The sequence below is a fragment of the Pseudohongiella sp. genome (assembly GCF_040877505.1).
Lineage (GTDB): Bacteria > Pseudomonadota > Gammaproteobacteria > Pseudomonadales > Pseudohongiellaceae > Pseudohongiella.
This window is the reverse complement of the sequence record NZ_JBBDNQ010000006.1, coordinates 366,598-382,829: the sequence shown is the minus strand read 5'-3', so window position 1 is coordinate 382,829 and position 16,232 is coordinate 366,598. Positions and strand designations below refer to the sequence as shown.

Genomic DNA, 16,232 nt, shown 5'->3' with positions numbered 1-16,232 from the left:
TTGTCAGGATTCTTTTTCGCTGTCACCGGACGGGCGGGTAAACCGGTCATTGAGCTTCTGCACCAGGATGTCCGCGCTGGCAATCAAATTGTCGAGCTTGCGCTGTGTGCGACCGGACCAGCCTTGTGGATGACCTGCCGCCATAAACTGCGACCAGACCCCAAGATTTTTCTCGAAAGCCATGGCCAGGCGTTTACCATCGACGCCCGCCTGGGTATCACGCTGCAGTTTCCGTAGCACCGACCGCCCTGCCATCAGGCGCAGACGAATATACATGATGCCCAGTAAAACAATCAGGGCCCCGCCAACAAGCAGCTGCAGGGTCGGTGACAAAGGCGTCAACGGCCGGAACATGTATCCGTCCCAGGCACCTGCAGTCAGGCTCCAGTAGGCAAAGGCAATAAGGGTGACACCGAACACGCTACCATTGAGCCAGCGTGACCGCTTGAACCACAGATGTCGTGCTTCTATCAATTGCGGTAACAGCACGTCACGCAGGTGTTTGCCGCTTTGTTCCAGCATGCCGGTGATGCGATAGGCCCGGTCGACGTCCAATTGCTTGATCCTGCCCTTGATGTCACCCAGGTCTTCGTCACGCTTTGCCCTCATTCGCTCCTGTATCTGTTGATCGGCGATTGGCGCCGCGGCCTGCTCTGAGTAAATGCGGAAAAAGCGTCCGGCGGTCAGACCGGACTGGGCCATGGCCCGTTGCCATGCAGCCACAACTTCTTCCGGGTTATCCTCGCGCACGGTATTGTCGATCTGATTCAGGATATACAGAAACTTGTCAGAATCCTGACGATTGATGGTATTGGCCACCAGGTGTTTCAATGTATCAGTCATGGCCCCGGGCTCGGGATGCCGGGCATCAAAGAACACCAGCACCAGATCTGACAAATCAATGATGTGATCGGTAATCAGCAGTGTTGCATTGCGCTGCCTGTCAGCATCAAAGCCCGGTGAGTCGATCAGGATTCTCCCGCGCAGCACATCGGCATTACAGGTTTTGAGCTGCAGGTAGGAATCAATCCGCTTGCCCTCGCCTTCGCTATCCAGGTCGATTGCCTGGCTGATCCGGTAAAACGGAAAGCGCGGGTCGCTGTCCAGAGCCAGTCCGGGCAGTTGCTTGGGCTCATCATCAGCGCCGTAGCTTATGACGGTAAATTTGTCATCGACTGCCTGATTGCCGGTCCGTTGCAGTGTCTGTCCGAGATACTCGTTCAGGAAGGTGGACTTGCCGGCAGAAAATGTTCCCAGCACTGCCACCACCGGCCACCATGAAATCTGTGTTGCGTATGAATCATCCGCACTCATGAAGCCGAGCTTGCGAGCGACCTTGTCAAGCTCCTGGAAGTGCTCCACCACCTCGGCCAGTGACGGGTTCTCCTGCTCAAGATGGGACTTGAGACGTTTGATGCGTTCCTCTGTTGCTGTCTTGGCCACGTTACTTCCTCATGACAGGTTGAGCCTGCTAAGTTTGCGGTTTACCAGACAACGAGTATCACATATATGGCGCACATCTTCATCAGTACTTGGCTGGGCATCGTGTAACGGGATGATTATAGATATCGAACCCTGTATCGGGTTCTCATCCCTGCCCGCCTTGGACGGTTGGGGATTCTACTGGATTAGGGGATGGCATGACTGCCGGAGACTTCGATAAGTGGCGGAGGGGCAGGATTGATCAAACAGCCTTTGGGGCTGTTTGCCCCTGCGGGCTTCGCGCTGACGCGCTCGTCTCAACTTGCTGCGCAAGTTGTCGAACCCTGTATCGGGTTCTCATCCCTGCCCGCCTTGGACGGCTGGGGATTCGACTGGATTTGGGGATGGCATGACTGCCGGAGACTTCGATAAGTGGCGGAGGGGCAGGGATTCGAACCCTGGGTAGGCTCTCACCTACGCCGGTTTTCAAGACCGGTGCATTCAACCGCTCTGCCACCCCTCCGCAGCGCGAAGCGGCATGTTACTATAATTTTGTGATCAGTCAACTGTTGTTTGGCCGCTTGGGGGAAACCGATGTGTGCTACACCGATATTGATTGATTTCGCCGGGCTGACCGGTATCATTGTGGGTTGTAGGAAACATGAAAGAGAAAAGTGGATACGCCGATCTTATAAAGCGTATACATGGATTCTGTAAAGAGTTGCTATAAGTTATAAGTTATAAAGAGTCCCTGTAAGGGATTAATGTAGCCCCCGTCCGGGTGCTACTGGATGTTTAGCCGGAGGTTTACCTGTATGAGTCAGTATCAAGTCAATGCCACGCAGACGCGCGAGTCTGCGGTAGTTGTTAACAAGGTTCTCAAGAACACGTATCTGTTACTGGCATTAACGCTGGCATTCAGCGCCTTGACTGCAAGCTTTGCCATGGCTTCCAATGCAGCACCCGTTAATATATTTGTGATGCTGATAGGTTTTTATGGTCTGTTGTTCGTCACCCACAAACTGTCCAACAGTGCCTGGGGCCTGGCAGCTGTTTTTGCCCTGACCGGTTTTATGGGGTATACCCTCGGACCCGTGCTGGGTTACTACATGGCTTCGTCCAACGGCAGCCAGCTGGTGATGACGGCCCTGGGCGGTACTGCGTTCATCTTCTTTGGCCTGTCGGGCTACGCGCTGGTGTCGCGCAAGGACTTTTCCTTCCTCAGCGGCTTCATGATGGCGGGTTTTCTGGTCATTGTGGCAGCGTTTATCGCTAACCTGTTCCTGCAGATTCCTGCCCTGCAACTGGCATTGTCAGCTGCCTTCATGCTGTTCTCCAGTGCTGCAATCCTGATGCAGACCGGTGCGATCATCAATGGTGGCGAGCGTAACTACATCCTGGCCACGGTGACGCTGTATGTGTCTTTGTACAACATCTTCATCAGCCTGCTGCATCTGCTGACGGCGTTTGGCGGCGAAGAATAAGCCTGATAGCACAGTCCGCTCATCCAAAGCCCCGGCACTGTCCGGGGCTTTTTTGTTTCTGAAGGGTAATTTGCGGCATAATGGCGCTGTTGCGCCGCAAACCCGGCAAGACACAGCAGACCTACCCGGAGGCAGGCACAAGTGATTATCAGTCTCGTGATTCATGGCGCTCCCGGCACGACTCAGGGTGCGCAAACAGCCCTGTCCTTCTGTCAGGCCGCGCTTGCGGCCGGGCATCAGATTTATCGACTCTTCTTTTACGAAGATGGCGTGCACAACGCCCATGCGCTGGCAGTGTGGCCGCAGGATGAACGTGACTTGCACGCCGACTGGGCGGCCCTGATCCGGGCCAACAAGCTTGACGCGGTGGTGTGTGTCGCATCAGCGCTCAAGCGCGGTGTGCTGAATGACGAAGAGGCCAGTCGCTACGAAAAACCGGCAGCCAGCCTTGATGCAGGGTTTGATATTTCCGGCCTGGGACAGTGGGTTGATGCCTGCCTGCACTCGGATCGTGTTGTCAGCTTTGGAGTTTAGTGTATGAAAACCCTGACGTTTCTGGCACGCAGTGGCCCTGTTGGCAGCAGCAGACCAAAAGCCTTGCTGGACATGGTGTTGTCCGCGGCGGTTTTTGAGCAAAAGATCAACTTCATTTTCCTGGATGACGGCGTGTATCAGTTGCTACCGGATCAGGACCCCGCCCGCCTGGCGGCAAAAAACGTCAGCTCTGCCCTGCCCGCACTTGAACTCTATGGCGTCGACAAAGTCTATGTCGACACTGAGTCTTTGCAAAAACGCGGCCTGTCTGGTCGCCCGCTTTTGATCTCGGCAAAGGCCTGTAACGCCGATGAGGTCAGGTCCCTGTTAGCTGATGCTGACATGGTGTTCGGCCTGTGAGCACCTTGCATATCGTCAGCAAAAGTCCTTATCGGACCGATGCCTTGCAGCGTTGTCTGGCCCTGGTAGCGCCGGGAGACAGCATCATCCTGATCGAGGACGGTGTGTTCGGTGTCAATTTGCTGACCCCGGACCTGAAAGCCCTGGAGGAAGGTATCCGCTGCTACGCCCTGTCCGAAGACCTGGCTGCGCGCGGCCTGAGCGTGGCGGCCGCAGGCATTCGGCCCACGGATTATGCCGGTTTCGTGGTCCTGGTATGTGAGCACAGGAACAGCCTTAGTCATGGATAAGTCTGCACTAGTGTTGCCGGACAATCGATGCGTGGCGCTGGACAAGGACGGTTATCTGCGCAATATGAACGACTGGGACGCTGATGTTGCCGACGCGCTGGCTGGCCGGGAAGACATCACACTGACCCCGGCGCATTGGGAGGTCATCGATCTGGTGCGACAATTCTACCTCGAATTTGGCCTTTCCCCCGCAACCCGGCCCCTGGTCAAATATACGTCTCTGCACCTGGGTGCAGACAAGGGCAAAAGCATGTACCTGATGAAGCTGTTTGGTGGCAAACCAGCGCTGACCATCAGTCGCCTGGCTGGCCTGCCCCGGCCCGCGAATTGCTTCTGAATCACGGCCGGGTTTATGTTTAGTGTCGCCGAATCTGTTATGATTTGCGATTAACAGGCTTAACATTTGTTCTCAAGCCTCAACGTCAATTATCAATATGGTCTTCTCTTGTATGCGTGCTGCCGACACCGTTTTAGCGGTCAACAATGACCTCCCCATCCGGACCCGGCAAGCGGTTCATAGCGGCAAAGTACGCTCAGTCTACTGGCTGACAGATGAGGACAGCGCACGCCTGATTCAGGAACACAATTACCCGGTACTGCCGGACGCCCCTCTGGCCATCATGGTCATCAGTGATCGTTTGTCGGCATTTGATTGTGTCTGGCATGCTGAAGGGGGTATGGCGGGTGTGCCGGGCAAAGGTGCGGCGCTCAACGCCATTGCCAGCCACTGGTTCAACCTGTTTCGTGAGCAAGGCCTGGCCGACAGCCACATTCTGGATATACCGCACCCGTTTGTATGGATCGTGCAAAAAGCACGGCCGGTGATGATAGAAGCCATTTGTCGTCAGTACATCACCGGTTCCATGTGGCGCGCATACAGCGCCGGAGAGCGTGAGTTCTGTGGCATCACCCTGCCCGATGGTTTGCGCAAGGATCAGCGTCTGCCCGAATTGCTGATGACGCCCTCCACCAAAGGCATTCTGACAGGCATTGCGGGCGTACCGGAAGCCGACGACGTCAATATCAGTCGCCAGGATATTGTAAATAATTATGCTGCATTCAATTTCCGGTCGACAGACGATGTTAGCCATTATGAAAAACTGTTGCGCGAAGGCTTCGATGTCATCAGCAACGCACTGGCAAGCCTGGATCAGATTTTTGTCGATACCAAATTCGAATTTGGTTATGTCACTGACCAGAACGGGGCTGAAAAGCTGATTTACATGGATGAGGTAGGTACGCCTGACTCGTCGCGCATCTGGGACGGCCCTGCCTACCGAGAAGGCAGAATAGTCGAGCAGTCCAAGGAAGCGTTCCGTCAGTTTCTGCTACAGCATTTTCCGGATCCGGATATCCTGCTGAACAAGACGCGCATGCCGGAACGTATTGCCCTGGCCCGCGACAACGCCCTGCCCCTGGACGCCATGATGCAGGTGTCCGACACCTATGTGGGTATGGCAGAAAAGATTACCGGTGGCAACATCCGCTTGCCCGACAACCCCAGGGCCGAGATTATCGACGTGCTGAGCAGCAGGTATGGGCTTGTTGCGTAACAGACTGTCAAGTTGCCAGTTAACAGGAGTTATCAATGAAGGATTCAATACACGATTTGCTGCCGGAACTCTGTGATCATTTTCCTGACCAGGTCAGGGTTGCTGAAGCCATGTTTATCAATTTTGGCGGGCGCGAAGCATTTGGTGGCGAAATTGTCACGGTGAAAGCCTGTGAGGACAACTCCCTGGTTAAAGAGCAACTCGGCAAACCGGGCGTGGGCAAGGTATTGGTGGTGGACGGCGCCGGTTCCATGCGTCGCGCCATGCTGGGCGACATGATCGCCGAGTCAGCGGTGGACAACGGCTGGGAAGGCGTCATTGTTTACGGTTGTATTCGTGACGTCAATGCAATCTCACAGCTGGACCTGGGGGTACAGGCTCTCGGTGCCCATCCACTTAAAACTGTGCGCAAAGGAGTGGGCGAACTGAATGTCGACGTCAGTTTTGCCGGTGTCACTTTCGTGCCAGGACAATTTGTTTATGGTGACAACAATGGTCTGCTGGTGTGCGCGCAACAACTTGTTCTGCCCGGATTACACTAGAGTGAACCAAATTACGTTATGAAAACACCAGCGCGATTACAACCCCTGATGGACGACGGCCTGATTGACGAGGTGGTCAGCCAGTTGATGAGTGGCAAGGAAGCACAGGTTTATGTTGTGCGTTGTGGCACCAAACTGCGCTGCGCGAAAATCTACAAGGAAGCCAGCAATCGCAGCTTCAAGCAGGCAGCCACCTACCAGGAAGGACGTAAAGTCCGCAACAGTCGTGATGCACGGGCCATGGGGCGTCGCAGCAAATATGGTCAACGGGGCCATGAAGAAGCCTGGCTGAACGCCGAAGTGGACGCGCTTCGCCGATTGCATCTGGCTGATGTCCGTGTGCCCAAAACCCACGGGTTTGTTGACGGCGTGCTGCTGATGGACATGATTGTTGACGGCGCTGGCGATGTCGCCCCCCGACTCAATGACGTTGAACTGACGCACGAAGAGGCCCTGCTTTACCATGCGCGTATCATGGATGATGTGGTCAAAATGCTCAGCGTCGGTCTTATTCATGGTGACCTGTCCGAGTTCAATGTACTGCTGGCTGATGACGGACCGGTGATTATAGATTTGCCGCAGGCCGTCAACGCATCCGGCAATAACAATGCGGCGAGCATGCTGATCCGCGATGTGGAAAACATGACGCGATATTTTGGTCGCTTTGCCCCCGAACTGCTTAATACCTACTACGGGCCTGAAATCTGGGACCTGTACGAGCGCGGACGACTGCGGCCCGGTGTTGCGCTGACCGGTCAGTTTGAGCGCCGTGCCGAAAACGCCAACATTGATGAAATCCTGCTGGTCATCGAACACGCCCGTGCCGAGGCGCAGGAAGCGGAAGAACGACGTCTGGCCGCCGACTCGGGCGATGAGTAACGGCGATATCAAACCGGTGTCAGTAGACCGACGCAGCATTTTGCAACGTGCCTGGCCGGTCATGCTGGCCAACGCCTCCGTTCCCTTGCTGGGTTTGTCCGACACTGCTGTCATTGGCAACACCGGGTCGCTGGAAGCGCTGGGCGCTATCGCCTTTGGCGCTATCATTTTCAGCTTTGTGTACTGGGGTTTCGGTTTTCTGCGCATGGGCACCACCGGCTTCACGGCGCAGGCTGTCGGCGCTGCCGATGAGGCCGAAGTGCGTGTGATCTTGTGGCGGGCATTGCTGCTGGCTGTGGGCCTTGGCACAACGCTGATTGTGCTGCAATGGCCCATAGCCGAGCTATCCCTGAGTCTGATGAATGGCAGCGCCGGTGTCGAAAGCCTGACCCGCGACTATATTGCCATGCGGATATGGGGGGCGCCGGCAGCGTTGGCTCTGTTCGCGCTGATGGGCTGTCTGATAGGTCTGGGTCACAGTAAAACGCTGCTGTTGGTTCAGGTGGTACTCAACAGTCTGAACATTGTACTTGATATCTGGTTTGCCGGCGTCCTTGGCATGGGCGCGGCAGGTATCGCACTGGGTACCGCCATTGCCGAATGGTGCAGTGTCGGCCTGGCCCTGTTCCTGGTTCTGCGCATACTGCGTGCCCGTCAGGGGCGTGATCAGGAAGCCTTTGTGCCGCTCAGCCGTCTTCGTGACCTGGCGCGTATGCGGCACACCTTGAGCGTCAACAGTCATATCATGATTCGTACCTTGTTGCTGGTTTTCAGCTTCGCCTGGTTTGTCCGTTACAGTGCGCAGTTTGGTGATGATGTCCTGGCAGCCAACCACATTCTGTTGCAGCTGATTTCATTTTCTGCGTTTTTTCTTGATGCGTATGCCTACGTTACCGAGGCACTGGTTGGCGAAGCCGCCGGTGGCAACAACCTGCCCGCCTTTGACGCGGCACTGCGAAAGAGTTCTGAACTGGCCATGGCGACGGCGGTGGTCCTGGCGGGCGGCATTTTGTTGGGCGGTGACGCGGTGGCGCAGTTGCTCAGCAGTCACGAGGCGGTCTGGCAGCAGGTAACGCTGGCCGTCCCCTGGGCAGCGCTGTATGTTCTGCTGGCTGTGGTCGCGTTTCAGCTGGACGGGGTATTTATCGGTACTACCCGCACCCGCGAAATGCGCAACGCGTCGTTGCTCGCCACAGTGATATTTTTGCCGCTGAGTGTGTTGCTGGTCAGGGCGATGGACAATCACGGTCTGTGGTTGTCTTTTGTTGTTTACGTTTGTCTGCGCGCGATATGTCTCGGGTACTATCTGCCCGCACTGCGGCGCAGCATCATTGACCAAACCACGCCAGTTCACGGTGCAGTTTAACCACCTGGCCAATAATGATGATGGCGGGTGCCTTGATGCTGGCGGCTTCAGCCTTGCCTGCAATATCCTGCAAAGTACCTGTCACCACACGCTGTTGCGGCATGGTGCCCTGCTCCACGATGCCGACCGGCATGGCTGCGTCCATGCCATACGCCTGTAGTTGTTCACAGATCACAGCCAATGTGATCAGCCCCATGTAGATAACCAGGGTTTGCTCCTCTTTGGCCAGTACCGGCCAGTCCAGATCGGGCAGATCATTTTTCATGTGCCCGGTGACAAACCGTACTGACTGAGAATAATCACGATGGGTCAGCGGGATACCGGCATATGCCGCGCAGCCTGATGCAGCCGTAATACCGGGCACCACCTGGAACGGCAGACCTGCAGCAGCAAGCCGGTCTATCTCCTCACCGCCGCGACCAAAAATAAAGGGGTCACCTCCTTTCAGGCGCAGCACTTTTTTGCCCTCGCGTGCCAGTCGCACCAGCAGGTCATTGATCTCCTCCTGCGGCACCGGATGATGCTTGGCTTCCTTGCCCACAAAGATGCGATCAGCGTCAGGTCGCACTCGTTTCATGATCTCCGGAGATACCAGGCGATCATATAACACGACATCAGCTGCGTACATCAGGCGCAGCGCTTTCAGGGTCAGGAGGTCGGGATCTCCTGGACCGGCGCCAACCAGATAAACTTCACCCTGCAGGCTGTCCTGGTCGGCATCAGCCAGGCTTTGTTCAAACAGCGTCATCGCTTCGTCATCGCGTCCGGACAGCACCAGTTGCGGCATCGGGCCAGACAGAAGTTTTTCCCAGAACCGCGTGCGTTTGCTGAAATCAGTGACCCCTGCCTTGACACGATCACGCAGGCTGCCAAGCAACGATGCCAGACGGCCATAGGCAGCCGGCAGCATGATTTCGATGTTTTCCTTGATCTGGCGTGTCAGCACCGGGGAACTGCCACCGGTGGAAATGGCAATCACAACCGGGGAACGATCAACGATGGCGGGGACAATAAAACTGCACAGATCAGTCTGATCCACCACATTCACCGGCAGCCTGCGCGCACGTGCCAGCTCGGAGACATGTCGATTGACCACGTCATTGTCAGTCGCTGCAACCACCAGGTTGACCTCATCAAGATCAGTATCCCGGAATGGCCGCTGATGAATTTCACCCTGATGTTGCGCCACCAGTTCGCGCACTTCGTCACGTATCAATGGCGCGACAACAATAAGACGGGCGCCGGTACGCGCAAGCAGCGCCGCCTTGCGACTGGCAACCTCGCCAGCACCGACAAGCAGACAGCGCTGGTTTCGCACATCCATAAAAACCGGTAGGTAATCCATTGTGTTTTTTACCTTGTGTTGACGTCCGCAATGTTCTGACGGCAAACGACTTACAGGTGAGTGACACCGCCCATATAGGGCACCAGCACTGACGGAAGACGGACTGATCCGTCTTCCTGCTGGAAGTTCTCCAGAATGGCCACCAGGGTACGGCCGATGGCCAGTCCCGAACCGTTCAGCGTGTGCAGCAGTTCCGGCTTGCCGGTTTCCGGGTTGCGCCAGCGCGCCTGCATACGGCGAGCCTGGTAATCCTCAAAATTACTGCAGGATGAAATTTCGCGATAGCAGTCCTGCGATGGCAGCCATACTTCCAGGTCAATGGTGCGTGCAGCACTGGCCCCCATGTCGCCGCCGCACAGTTGCATGGCACGATATGGCAATTCCAGCAATTGCAGAATGCGTTCAGCATGTCCACTGAGGGCTTCCAGTGCGTCATTGGAATCCTGCGGGCGTACCATTTGCACCAGCTCCACTTTCTCGAACTGGTGCTGACGAATCATGCCGCGGGTGTCCCGGCCATAGCTACCGGCTTCACTGCGGAAACAGGGTGTGTGGCAGACAAATTTAAGTGGCATTTTTTCTGCCGGGACAATTTCGTCACGAACCAGATTGGTCACGGGCACTTCTGCAGTAGGAATCAGGTAATAATCCTGCTCCCCTTCAAGATGAAACAGATCTTCGGCAAATTTAGGCAATTGACCGGTGCCCATAAGGGAGTCGCGATTGACGATATACGGTACGTACACTTCTTCGTAGCCGTGCTGCTGCGTATGCTGATCCAGCATGAATTGAATCAGGGCGCGATGCAGACGGGCCATGCTGCCACGTAACACAACAAAACGGCTGCCCGTCAGCTTGGTGGCGGCAGCGAAATCCATGGCCAGGCCTGTGGCCGCATCATGCTCACCCAATGCCACATGGTCTTGAGGTTTGAAGGCATAGGTTGCAGGTGTGCCCCAACGATGTAATTCCACGTTGTCAGCTTCGTTCTTGCCTGCCGGCACACAGTCCTGCGGCAGATTGGGCAACTGGATCCAGGCATCATTGAAAGCCTGTTGCACATCAGCCAGCGCTGCTTTTGCAGCATCCAGTCTGTCGCCCAGACCGCTGACTTCCGCCAGCAGCGGCGCGACATCTTCGCCGGCCGCCTTGGCTTTACCAATGGTTTTGGCTCGGATGTTGCGCTCATTCTGCAGTTTTTCGGTTTCCTGTTGCAGGCTTTTACGCTGTTCGTCCAACGCCAAAAACTGACTCAGATCTACCGACAAACCGCGTTTGGCCAGTGCGGCGAGCAGGTGATCAGGATCAGTTTTCAACAGACGTGGATCTAACATGGGGTCGATGTCCTTATTCGGTTAAAGGTTGAGGAAGTTGATAACACGACAATTTTACGCCAGCACGCGCGCAAGTGCCATGCCGAGCCACGTGGCCAGTACACAAATCATCACGCTGGCCAGCATGTAACCCACGGCCTGGATCAGCCAGCCCTGTTGAATAAGCAGCATGGTGTCGAGCGAAAACGTTGAGAATGTGGTGAAGGCGCCCAGAAACCCGACAACAAGCAGTGCCCTGGCCTCATTGGAGAGCAGCATTTTTTCGCTGACAAGCACATACAGTACGCCAATCAACAAGGCACCGCTGACGTTAACCAGCAGCGTGCCCCAGGGCAAGCGACTGTCTGTCTGGGTCGATACCCATGTCATCAGCCCGTAACGGGCCAGGGCGCCGACACCGCCGCCCAGTGCGATGGCAAGATAGGTCATCATGATTCATCCGGATAGCGTTTGATTGGACTGGCCGCATCCCGCTGACGCAGCCAGTTCAGTTTTTCATTGATTTTTTGTTCCAGGCCGTTATCGCCCGGATAGTAATACCGCGTGTCTTTTATCGCGGCGGGAAAATAGTTTTCGCCGGCAGCGTAGGCACCCTCCTCGTCATGGGCATATCGATAGCCGGCGCCGTGGTTCAGGTTTTTCATCAATGTCGTTGGCGCATTGCGCAAATGCGGCGGTACGTCATGAGAAGGTTGACTGGCGACATCAGCTTTGGCGGCATTAAACGCGGCATAAACGGCGTTGCTTTTGGGGGCACACGCCATGTATATGACCGCATGCGCCAGCACCAGTTCTCCCTCCGGGCTGCCCAGACGGGTCAATGCATCCCAGGCCGACAGTGCCATCTGCAGGCAGCGCGGGTCGGCATTGCCGACGTCTTCACTGGCCATCCGCACCACCCGGCGTGCGACATACAAGGGGTCGCAACCGCCATCCAGCATGCGCAGTAACCAGTACAGTGATGCATCGGGTGAGGATCCGCGAACTGCCTTGTGTAGGGCTGATATCTGATCATAAAAAAGGTCGCCGCCCTTGTCGAAGCGACGCGGACTGCCCAGTAGCACCTGCTCCAGGATGTCATCATCAACAACATCGCCGACGCCTACCAGGTCGGCAGCGATTTCCAGCAGGTTTAGTGCTTTGCGAGCATCACCGTCTGCTGCCGTGGCCAGCCGGTCAATGGCCTGGTCATCAACATGCAATTGACGTTTACCCAGCCCTCTGGCGGGGTCTTGCAGGGCCTGGGTCAGCACAGCTGTCAATTCCTGATCGTTAAGGCTTTTCAGGACGTAGACCCGGGCCCGGGACAGCAAGGCGTTATTAAGCTCGAAAGAAGGGTTTTCCGTGGTGGCGCCAACAAAGATCAGCGTACCGTCTTCGATATGAGGTAAAAATGCATCCTGCTGACTTTTATTGAAGCGATGAACCTCATCAACAAACAATATGCTCGCCTGTCCGTTTTGCCGCTTGCGCAGCCTGGCGCGCTCGACAGCTGCCCGGATCTCTTTTACCCCGGACAGAACCGCCGAAATACTTTCGAAGCTGGCCTTGCTGGCAATAGCGACCATGCGTGCCAGCGTGGTTTTGCCGGTGCCCGGCGGGCCCCACAGAATCATGGAATGCGGCAATCCCCGACTGATGGCTTCGCGTAAAGGTTTGCCTGGTCCGAGGATATGGGATTGCCCGATGTATTCATCCAGCGTGCGCGGGCGCATGCGTGCGGCCAGAGGCTGAGTCAGCAACTCGCCATCATTGCCGTCTGTCAGTTCGTCAAAGCTGGTCTGTTGCATGGTTGGCAGGTGACCGGTTGTCGATCACGTCCAGTAAATCGTCGTCTGGCGCTACAAAATTGAATATTGCGTCATCAATGGGTTCATTGATCTGCCGATTGTAAAACTCCCACAAGGTGCGCTGCCCGTTGGTATTGATCAGCAGTATCGATTCCAGTAGCCCGTCTGAGAAGAACAGTATGACGCGTTCATAAAGGCTGGCAGGATCCAGTGGCCGCAACACGAACTCCAGGCCATTATCGGCGACCGGCACCCTATCAATATTGTAGTCGTCAACGATTGCGCGAGTGTCACCGCCAAGCAGTTGCGCCGACAATTCCGATTCATCGGGATCCCAATCCTCTATCGTTAACTGCAGCAGGTCAGGCTGATAGTTCCACAGGGTGCTGCCATTGGTGACAATGAGCTCGGGAAACGGGGCTTGAGTTTCCCAGTAAAATCCATGAGGCCGCTTGAGCATGAACAGTATGTCGCTCTCTTCCAGCACACCACCACTGGACTCGGTTATCAGTTGCCGCACATCAGCGCGAAAAGTCTCCAGGTCGGCGAGCAGAGCTGTCAACTGACCGGCGTCAGAGGACGGGTCCAGGTGTGTAGCCGGGGTTTGCTCCGCAGCTGTGTCCGGGTTTTCGGAAGCACCTGCTATCAACAGGTGATCTGCAAATGCAAAGGACGCCATCGTCAGGCTGACGCTAATTAGAAAAGACAGGAAATACGACTTCACTGGCATACCTCGGTAACTGGACACGTCTGATGATCAACGTGGCGCTGGTGGCGCGAGAACTTCGCGGCTGCCGTTGCTGCCCATTTCGGACACAACACCGGCTGCTTCCATGGCTTCAATCATGCGTGCGGCGCGGTTATAGCCAATGCGCAGTTTGCGTTGCACGGCAGAAATGGAGGCCTTGCGTGATTCGCAGACAAAGGCCACGGCTTCATCGTACAGGGCATCATCCTCTTCGCCGCCCTCACTTGCACTGCCGCCCATATTCATATCGCGTTCTTCGACACCCTGGGTGATTTCGTCTACATAAACCGGTTCGCCGCGTGATTTCCAGTCAGCCACGACCCGGTGTACTTCTTCATCACTGACAAAGGCGCCGTGAACCCGTTTGGCCAGTCCGCCGCCGGGCGGCAGAAAAAGCATATCGCCATTGCCCAGCAACTGCTCGGCACCGCCTTCACCCAGGATGGTGCGTGAATCCACTTTAGATTGCACCATGAAGGATAAGCGGGTCGGGATATTGGCCTTGATCAGACCGGTCAGCACGTCGACTGATGGCCGCTGTGTGGCCAGAATCAGGTGAATACCGGCGGCACGGGCTTTCTGTGCGATGCGGGCAATAAGCTCCTCCACTTTCTTGCCCACCACCATCATCATGTCGGCCAACTCATCGACCACCACCACAATATGGGGCAGAGCCTCCAGTTCCGGGGCCTGCTGGTCGTCCTGCAATGCCATTGGGTCCGGGCGCCAGATGGGATCCATGATAGGCTCTCCTGCCTTGATCGCATCCTGCACCTTTTTGTTGTAACCAGCGAGGTTGCGCACGCCCAGTGCAGACATCAACTTGTAGCGACGCTCCATTTCCGCCACGCTCCAGCGCAAGGCATTGGCAGCGTCTTTCATGTCAGTCACAACCGGTGTCAACAGGTGCGGAATACCGTCATAAACGGACAATTCCAGCATCTTGGGATCAATCATGATCATGCGCACATGTTCGGGTGTCGACTTGTAGAGAAGGCTGAGGATCATGGCATTGATGCCCACTGATTTACCCGACCCGGTGGTGCCGGCAACCAGCAGGTGTGGCATCTTGGCCAGATCAACAATAACCGGTTTGCCCACAATATCGTGACCCAGCGCCATGCTCAGCACTGACTGGGCCTTGTCGAATTCAGGTGATGACAGCACCTGACTGAGCATGATCATTTCCCGGTGTTCGTTGGGAATTTCAATGCCGATGACGGTTTTCCCCGGAATGACTTCCACCACCCGCACACTGACAATTGCCAGTGAGCGCGCCAGATCACGACCCAGGCCGGTGATGCGACTGGCCTTGATGCCGGGCGCGGGCTGCACTTCAAAACGCGTGATGACCGGGCCGGGGTTGACCGCAGTGACTTCGATTTCGATGCCGAAGTCCTGCAGCTTGAGTTCAAGCAGTCTGGACATGGCCTCAAGTGATTCTGTGGAATACCCCTTGTTGCCAGCACTCTTGTTCTCATCAAGCAGGCCGACTGCCGGCAGATCGCCGGGCGCACTGTCAGTGAACAGCCTGGTCTGCCGTTCCTTCTCCACGCGCTGACTGCGCTGCGCGGGTGCGCTGATCACCGGCTCAATACGCGGCGGTGTGCGCGTCTTGTCTTTCTCAATACGAACGTCCAGTGCTTTTTTGCGTTTTTCCACACCCTGGCGAACCTTGTTGTTTTCCTCGCGCTTTTCCTGCCAGGCACGTAGAGCATCTGCCGCCAGAGTGGCACCGTTCATGGTCAGGTAACCGATGCGATCAACCATCTTTAGCCAGGAGATTTCAAAGGTGACAGTCAGGCCGAACAGAAAAATACACAGATAAACCAGGGTGCTGCCGAACATGGCCAGTACCGGCATACTAGCGTCAGCCATGGCCGAACCGATAAGGCCCCCGGCCGGCCAGGTATTGTCCTGCGGAATGGCAAAGTGCAATGTCGCCAGGGTGCAGGCACCGATTACCAGCAACACAATACCCATAACCTTGAGAGAGACAACCAGCCAGGAGAATTCCCGCGCGCGCGAAGCATCCCTGAACAAAGTAAATACCTTGAACCCCAGTGCCAGTGGAAACATGTAGGCAAAATATCCGAACATGTGCAGCAGCACGTCAGCCAGCCATGCGCCCATATTACCGATGGCGTTCTGCACCGGCTCGCCCGATCCGGTGGTGGTAAAGCCGGGATCCTGCGGCGAGTAACTGAGCAGTGCCACCAACAGCACTACGCCGAGCAAAAAAGCGCTGATCAAAGCACCTTCGCGCACGATGCGCTGCGACAGACTACTGAGCCGGTCTTCCGTTACCGTTTTCTGTTTAGAGGCATTTTTCAAAATTTATCAGTCGCCTGCGTAGTTAATTTAAATCTTTTTCAAGGTAAGTAAGCGCTATCATAATGGTTTTATGGCGCCAGTCAAATTATCGCGGCCCCGGATGCGAGGCAACAGGGTCAGAATATCACATTGCGATTGGCAATAACTGCCTCCCTGATCACACGATCAGCAATACCTTGATAATCAAGCGCCCTGCCACCATTGACTGTATAATGCCGCGTTTGCGCTGCCCTGCGAAGGGTCTGCGCAAT

16 protein-coding genes and 1 tRNA gene are annotated in these 16,232 nt (G+C 55.8%); 9 read left to right on the top strand and 8 right to left on the bottom strand.

The features are described 5' to 3' along the window. Nucleotides 1-3: 3 nt before the first annotated feature. Together WD071_RS01905 and WD071_RS01900 are read right to left on the bottom strand one after the other, a co-directional pair. Nucleotides 4-1,443 (bottom strand): dynamin family protein, encoded by a 1,440-nt coding sequence (locus WD071_RS01905; protein WP_368046597.1) that lies wholly within the window; start codon nt 1,441-1,443, stop codon nt 4-6. 412 nt (nt 1,444-1,855) lie between these two features. After that, nucleotides 1,856-1,945, bottom strand: a tRNA-Ser gene (locus WD071_RS01900). 292 nt (nt 1,946-2,237) lie between these two features. On the opposite strand from WD071_RS01900, the gene WD071_RS01895 reads away from it, so the two are divergent. From WD071_RS01895 to WD071_RS01855, 9 genes are all read left to right on the top strand, one after another. Next, entirely contained in the window at nt 2,238-2,906 is a 669-nt protein-coding gene (locus WD071_RS01895) for a Bax inhibitor-1/YccA family protein (protein WP_368046596.1), read from the top strand. Nucleotides 2,907-3,050: 144 nt separating this feature from the next. After that, entirely contained in the window at nt 3,051-3,440 is a 390-nt protein-coding gene (gene tusD / locus WD071_RS01890; RefSeq protein ID WP_368046691.1) for a sulfurtransferase complex subunit TusD, read from the top strand. A gap of 3 nt (nt 3,441-3,443) precedes the next feature. Beyond that, nucleotides 3,444-3,800, top strand: coding sequence for a sulfurtransferase complex subunit TusC (gene tusC, locus WD071_RS01885; RefSeq protein ID WP_368046595.1), 357 nt, complete (start codon nt 3,444-3,446; stop codon nt 3,798-3,800). Then, nucleotides 3,797-4,090 (top strand): sulfurtransferase complex subunit TusB, encoded by a 294-nt coding sequence (gene tusB / locus WD071_RS01880; RefSeq protein WP_368046594.1) that lies wholly within the window; start codon nt 3,797-3,799, stop codon nt 4,088-4,090. The genes tusC and tusB overlap by 4 nt, the downstream gene beginning before the upstream one ends. Continuing rightward, on the top strand, nt 4,083-4,427 hold the full coding sequence (locus WD071_RS01875; RefSeq protein WP_368046593.1) for a TusE/DsrC/DsvC family sulfur relay protein: 345 nt from the start codon (nt 4,083-4,085) through the stop codon (nt 4,425-4,427). The genes tusB and WD071_RS01875 overlap by 8 nt, the downstream gene beginning before the upstream one ends. 112 nt (nt 4,428-4,539) lie before the next feature. Continuing rightward, nucleotides 4,540-5,643 (top strand): phosphoribosylaminoimidazolesuccinocarboxamide synthase, encoded by a 1,104-nt coding sequence (locus tag WD071_RS01870; protein ID WP_368046592.1) that lies wholly within the window; start codon nt 4,540-4,542, stop codon nt 5,641-5,643. Between the two features lie 35 nt (nt 5,644-5,678). Next, a complete protein-coding gene (locus WD071_RS01865) occupies nt 5,679-6,185 on the top strand; it encodes a putative 4-hydroxy-4-methyl-2-oxoglutarate aldolase (protein ID WP_368046591.1) in 507 nt (168 codons plus the stop codon). Between the two features lie 18 nt (nt 6,186-6,203). After that, nucleotides 6,204-7,064 carry a PA4780 family RIO1-like protein kinase gene (locus WD071_RS01860; RefSeq protein WP_368046590.1) on the top strand — a complete coding sequence of 287 codons (861 nt, stop codon included), beginning with the start codon at nt 6,204-6,206 and terminating at the stop codon, nt 7,062-7,064. Further along, nucleotides 7,057-8,430, top strand: coding sequence for an MATE family efflux transporter (locus tag WD071_RS01855; protein ID WP_368046589.1), 1,374 nt, complete (start codon nt 7,057-7,059; stop codon nt 8,428-8,430). The genes WD071_RS01860 and WD071_RS01855 overlap by 8 nt, the downstream gene beginning before the upstream one ends. Here the strand turns inward: WD071_RS01855 and cysG are convergent. The 6 genes from cysG to WD071_RS01825 form a co-directional block, all read right to left on the bottom strand. After that, nucleotides 8,393-9,775, bottom strand: coding sequence for a siroheme synthase CysG (gene cysG, locus WD071_RS01850; RefSeq protein WP_368046588.1), 1,383 nt, complete (start codon nt 9,773-9,775; stop codon nt 8,393-8,395). The two genes, WD071_RS01855 and cysG, sit on opposite strands and share 38 nt — an antisense overlap. Before the next feature lie 50 nt (nt 9,776-9,825). After that, nucleotides 9,826-11,109, bottom strand: coding sequence for a serine--tRNA ligase (serS, locus tag WD071_RS01845; protein WP_368046587.1), 1,284 nt, complete (start codon nt 11,107-11,109; stop codon nt 9,826-9,828). A gap of 54 nt (nt 11,110-11,163) precedes the next feature. Then, nucleotides 11,164-11,541 (bottom strand): fluoride efflux transporter CrcB, encoded by a 378-nt coding sequence (gene crcB / locus WD071_RS01840; protein WP_368046586.1) that lies wholly within the window; start codon nt 11,539-11,541, stop codon nt 11,164-11,166. Then, nucleotides 11,538-12,899 carry a replication-associated recombination protein A gene (locus WD071_RS01835; RefSeq protein ID WP_368046585.1) on the bottom strand — a complete coding sequence of 454 codons (1,362 nt, stop codon included), beginning with the start codon at nt 12,897-12,899 and terminating at the stop codon, nt 11,538-11,540. The genes crcB and WD071_RS01835 overlap by 4 nt, the downstream gene beginning before the upstream one ends. Next, nucleotides 12,880-13,578 carry an outer membrane lipoprotein chaperone LolA gene (lolA, locus tag WD071_RS01830; RefSeq protein WP_368046584.1) on the bottom strand — a complete coding sequence of 233 codons (699 nt, stop codon included), beginning with the start codon at nt 13,576-13,578 and terminating at the stop codon, nt 12,880-12,882. Before lolA ends, WD071_RS01835 begins: the two co-directional genes overlap by 20 nt. Nucleotides 13,579-13,656: 78 nt before the next feature. Further along, nucleotides 13,657-15,981 carry a DNA translocase FtsK gene (locus tag WD071_RS01825; RefSeq protein WP_368046583.1) on the bottom strand — a complete coding sequence of 775 codons (2,325 nt, stop codon included), beginning with the start codon at nt 15,979-15,981 and terminating at the stop codon, nt 13,657-13,659. Nucleotides 15,982-16,232 lie beyond the last annotated feature (251 nt).

What these genes read in the sequence shown, in the direction of transcription:
- WD071_RS01895 (WP_368046596.1), top strand. Translation starts at nt 2,238, where the DNA reads ATGAGTCAGTATCAAGTCAATGCCACGCAGACGCGCGAGTCTGCGGTA.
- tusC (WP_368046595.1), top strand. Translation starts at nt 3,444, where the DNA reads ATGAAAACCCTGACGTTTCTGGCACGCAGTGGCCCTGTTGGCAGCAGC.
- WD071_RS01875 (WP_368046593.1), top strand. Translation starts at nt 4,083, where the DNA reads ATGGATAAGTCTGCACTAGTGTTGCCGGACAATCGATGCGTGGCGCTG.
- WD071_RS01870 (WP_368046592.1), top strand. Translation starts at nt 4,540, where the DNA reads ATGCGTGCTGCCGACACCGTTTTAGCGGTCAACAATGACCTCCCCATC.
- WD071_RS01865 (WP_368046591.1), top strand. Translation starts at nt 5,679, where the DNA reads ATGAAGGATTCAATACACGATTTGCTGCCGGAACTCTGTGATCATTTT.
- WD071_RS01860 (WP_368046590.1), top strand. Translation starts at nt 6,204, where the DNA reads ATGAAAACACCAGCGCGATTACAACCCCTGATGGACGACGGCCTGATT.
- WD071_RS01855 (WP_368046589.1), top strand. Translation starts at nt 7,057, where the DNA reads ATGAGTAACGGCGATATCAAACCGGTGTCAGTAGACCGACGCAGCATT.
- cysG (WP_368046588.1), bottom strand. Translation starts at nt 9,775, where the DNA reads ATGGATTACCTACCGGTTTTTATGGATGTGCGAAACCAGCGCTGTCTG.
- serS (WP_368046587.1), bottom strand. Translation starts at nt 11,109, where the DNA reads ATGTTAGATCCACGTCTGTTGAAAACTGATCCTGATCACCTGCTCGCC.
- crcB (WP_368046586.1), bottom strand. Translation starts at nt 11,541, where the DNA reads ATGATGACCTATCTTGCCATCGCACTGGGCGGCGGTGTCGGCGCCCTG.
- WD071_RS01835 (WP_368046585.1), bottom strand. Translation starts at nt 12,899, where the DNA reads ATGCAACAGACCAGCTTTGACGAACTGACAGACGGCAATGATGGCGAG.
- lolA (WP_368046584.1), bottom strand. Translation starts at nt 13,578, where the DNA reads ATGGCGTCCTTTGCATTTGCAGATCACCTGTTGATAGCAGGTGCTTCC.